The following is a 3,399-nucleotide window of genomic DNA, read 5'->3' as shown; positions in this document are numbered from 1 at the left end:
TCCCCCGCCCTGCTCGCCGCCCTGCGCAAGGGCGACGCGGAGGCCCTGGCCGCCACGCTCACCAACGACCTCCAGCCCGCGGCGCTCTCCCTCTTCCCCCCGCTCTCCGCCACCCTCGCCACCGGCACGGCCGCGGGTGCGCTGGCCGCGCTGGTCTCGGGGTCGGGTCCGACGACGGCCTTCCTCGCCGCCGACGCCGCGTCGGCGCGCACCGTGGCCGACGCGCTCATCGCCTCCGGCACCTGCCGCACGGCCCGGGTCGCGCAGTCCCCGGCGCCGGGTGCCACCCTGCTCCAGCCGTGAGCCCACGTACTCAGGTCCCCATCTGAGTACGCGCACGCTGACGCCCGTACGGCGCCGCGCGCGACCGTACCGGCATGGGATCACGTGTGCGCGAACTGGCCGAGAAGACGCCCGCCGGGCGCGACCGGTACGTCGACCTGCTGCGCGTCGCCTCGCTCGGCACGGTCGTCATGGGGCACTGGCTGATGGCGGCGGTGACCGTCGGGGACGACGGCGGGGCCGAGGTCGGCAACCTCCTCGCCGTCGTACCCGGCCTGCAACTCCTCACCTGGGCGATGCAGATCATGCCGGTGTTCTTCTTCGTCGGCGGCTTCTCGCACGCCCTGTCGTACCGGTCGCTGAGCCGCGCCTGCGAGGGGCCGTCCCTCTACCCGGCCTTCCTCCGCGCCCGCCTCCAGCGGCTGCTGCGGCCCACCATGGTCTTCACCGGCGTCTGGGGTACGGGCGCGCTCCTCCTCCAACTCCTCGGCCGGGGCGGCGGGCTGCTCGACGTGGCGCTGCGGCTCGTCGCGCAGCCGCTCTGGTTCATCGGCATCTATCTGGCGATGGTCGCCTGCACGCCGCCGCTGCTCCGGCTGCACGAGCGGTTCGGCTGGGGCGCGTTCGGGGCGCTCGTGGGGGCCGCGGGCGCGGTGGACGTGGCGCGCTTCGCGCTCGGCGTGCCGTACGTGGAGTTCCTGAACTTCGCCTTCGTCTGGCTCGCGGTGCACCAGCTCGGCTTCCTGCGCGCGGACGGCAGGCTGCGGACGCCGTACGTCCTCGCGGGCGCGGGGCTCGCGGGCGCCGCGCTCCTCGTGGCCCTCGGCCCGTATCCCCTCTCCATGGTCGGCATGCCGGGCGAGCGCGTCTCCAACATGGCACCGCCCACCTTCGCCCTCCTTAGCCACGGCCTCTGGCTGGTCGGCGCGGTGGAGCTGCTGCGCGGCCCGGCGACGCGGTGGCTGGCGGGGCCGCGCGTCTGGCGGGGCGTGATCGCGGCCAACGGCATCTCCATGACGGCGTTCCTCTGGCATCTGAGCGCCATGCTCGCGGTGTACGGGGCGCAGCTCGCCCTCGACATCCCGCTGCCCGCGCCCGCGTCGGCGGCGTGGTGGGGGCAGGTGCCGGTGCGCATGGCGCTGGCCGCGCTCGTGACGGCGGCCCTCGTCACCCTCTTCCGGCGCTTCGAACGACCGGCCCGCGCGAGGACGGCTCCCGCGCCCGCGAGGAGGGTGTCCGGTCCGGCGGCGGTCCTCGGCGTCATCCTCTGCCTCTTCGGCGTCCTCGGCCTGTCGATGGTGGGCTTCGGCGGTCTCCTGGAGGGGCGGACGGCTCTCCTGGTGGCCGTCCACGTCACCGCACCGGCCGCCGTGGCCATGGCCCTCGCGGGCTGGCTGCTCGTCGAGCGGGCCGCCCCGCAGTACCGGCACGGTGGGTGAGCGGTCCGGTACGCTAAGCGGCCGACGGACAGGGCGAGCGGGCGACTACGCTTGAGGATCGATCGATCCCCCCTGTCAGGAGTGAAATGGCCGCCGTCAATCTGGTCAATGTCGAGGCAGTCAGCAAGGTGTACGGCACCCGTGCCCTGCTCGACGGCGTCTCACTCGGCGTGTCCGAGGGGGACAGGATCGGCGTCGTGGGGCGCAACGGTGACGGGAAGACCACCCTGATCCGGATGCTCGCCAAGCTGGAGGAGGCCGACACCGGGCGGGTCACGCACAACGGCGGGCTGCGGCTCGGCGTGCTGACCCAGCACGACTCCCTCGACCCCGGGGCCACCGTCAGGCACGAGGTCATCGGCGACCTCGCCGACCACGAGTGGGCGGGCAGCGCCAAGATCAGGGACGTGCTCACCGGCCTCTTCGGCGGACTCGACCTGCCGGGCTTCCCGCAGGGCCTGGACACCGTCATCGGTCCGCTGTCCGGCGGCGAGCGGCGGCGCATCGCGCTCGCCAAGCTGCTCATCGCCGAGCAGGACCTGATCGTCCTCGACGAGCCCACCAACCACCTCGACGTCGAGGGCATCGCCTGGCTCGCCGGACATCTGCGCGCGCGCCGCTCGGCGCTCGTGTGCGTCACCCACGACCGCTGGTTCCTCGACCAGGTCTGCACCCGCATGTGGGACGTGCAGCGCGGCACCGTCTTCGAGTACGAGGGCGGGTACTCGGACTACGTCTTCGCCCGCGCCGAGCGCGAGCGCATCGCCGCGACCGAGGAGACCAAGCGGCAGAACCTCATGCGCAAGGAGCTCGCCTGGCTGCGCCGCGGCGCCCCGGCCCGCACCAGCAAGCCGAAGTTCCGCATCGAGGCGGCCAACGAACTGATCGCCGACGTGCCCCCGCCGCGCGACCGCAGCGAGCTGATGAAGTTCGCCACCACGCGGCTCGGCAAGACGGTGTTCGACCTGGAGGACGTCTCCGTACAGGCCGGACCGAAGCTGCTGCTCAAGCACCTGACCTGGCAGCTCGGCCCCGGCGACCGCATCGGCCTGGTCGGGGTGAACGGCGCGGGCAAGACCTCGCTGCTGCGCGCCATGGCCGACGCCGCGCGCAGCGACGGCGACGTACAGCCCGCGGACGGCAGGATCACCGTCGGCAGGACGGTGAAGCTGGCCTATCTGTCGCAGGAGGTCGCCGAGCTGAAGCCGACGCTCCGCGTCCTTGAGGCCGTCCAGCAGGTGCGCGAGCGCGTCGACCTCGGCAAGGGCCGCGAGATGACCGCGGGCCAGCTCTGCGAGACGTTCGGGTTCAGCAAGGAGAAGCAGTGGACGCCGGTCGGCGACCTCTCCGGCGGCGAGCGGCGCAGGCTCCAGCTGCTGCGCCTGCTCATGGACGAGCCCAACGTCCTCTTCCTCGACGAGCCGACCAACGACCTGGACATCGAGACGCTGACGCAGCTCGAGGACGTGCTCGACGGGTGGCCCGGCTCCATGGTGGTGATCTCCCACGACCGGTTCTTCGTCGAGCGCACGACGGACAAGGTGTACGCGCTCCTGGGCGACGCCACCATGCGGATGCTGCCGCGCGGCATCGACGAGTACCTGGAGCGGCGGCAGCGGATGACCGAGTCCGCCCCCGCCCCGGCCGGTCGGCGGCCCCCGCGGCCGCCTCCGCGACG

The 3,399-nt window shown here is 73.1% G+C and carries 2 protein-coding genes and 1 pseudogene; all 3 read left to right on the top strand.

Annotated elements, in window-relative coordinates; genetic code table 11:
• Positions 1 to 303 (top strand): annotated as a pseudogene (locus tag AB8Z36_RS34760) (4-(cytidine 5'-diphospho)-2-C-methyl-D-erythritol kinase); the annotation flags it as partial.
• Positions 304 to 377: 74 nt separating this feature from the next.
• Positions 378 to 1,721 (top strand): acyltransferase family protein, encoded by a 1,344-nt coding sequence (locus AB8Z36_RS34755; protein ID WP_369217374.1) that lies wholly within the window; start codon positions 378 to 380, stop codon positions 1,719 to 1,721.
• A gap of 86 nt (positions 1,722 to 1,807) precedes the next feature.
• The coding region (locus AB8Z36_RS34750) for an ABC-F family ATP-binding cassette domain-containing protein (RefSeq protein WP_369217373.1) at positions 1,808 to 3,399 on the top strand (1,592 nt) is incomplete at its 3' end.

The sequence above is a fragment of the Streptomyces flavofungini genome (assembly GCF_041028215.1).
Lineage (GTDB): Bacteria > Actinomycetota > Actinomycetes > Streptomycetales > Streptomycetaceae > Streptomyces > Streptomyces flavofungini_B.
Note: the sequence above shows the minus strand (reverse complement) of the source record. Positions and strands in the feature narration are given on the sequence as shown.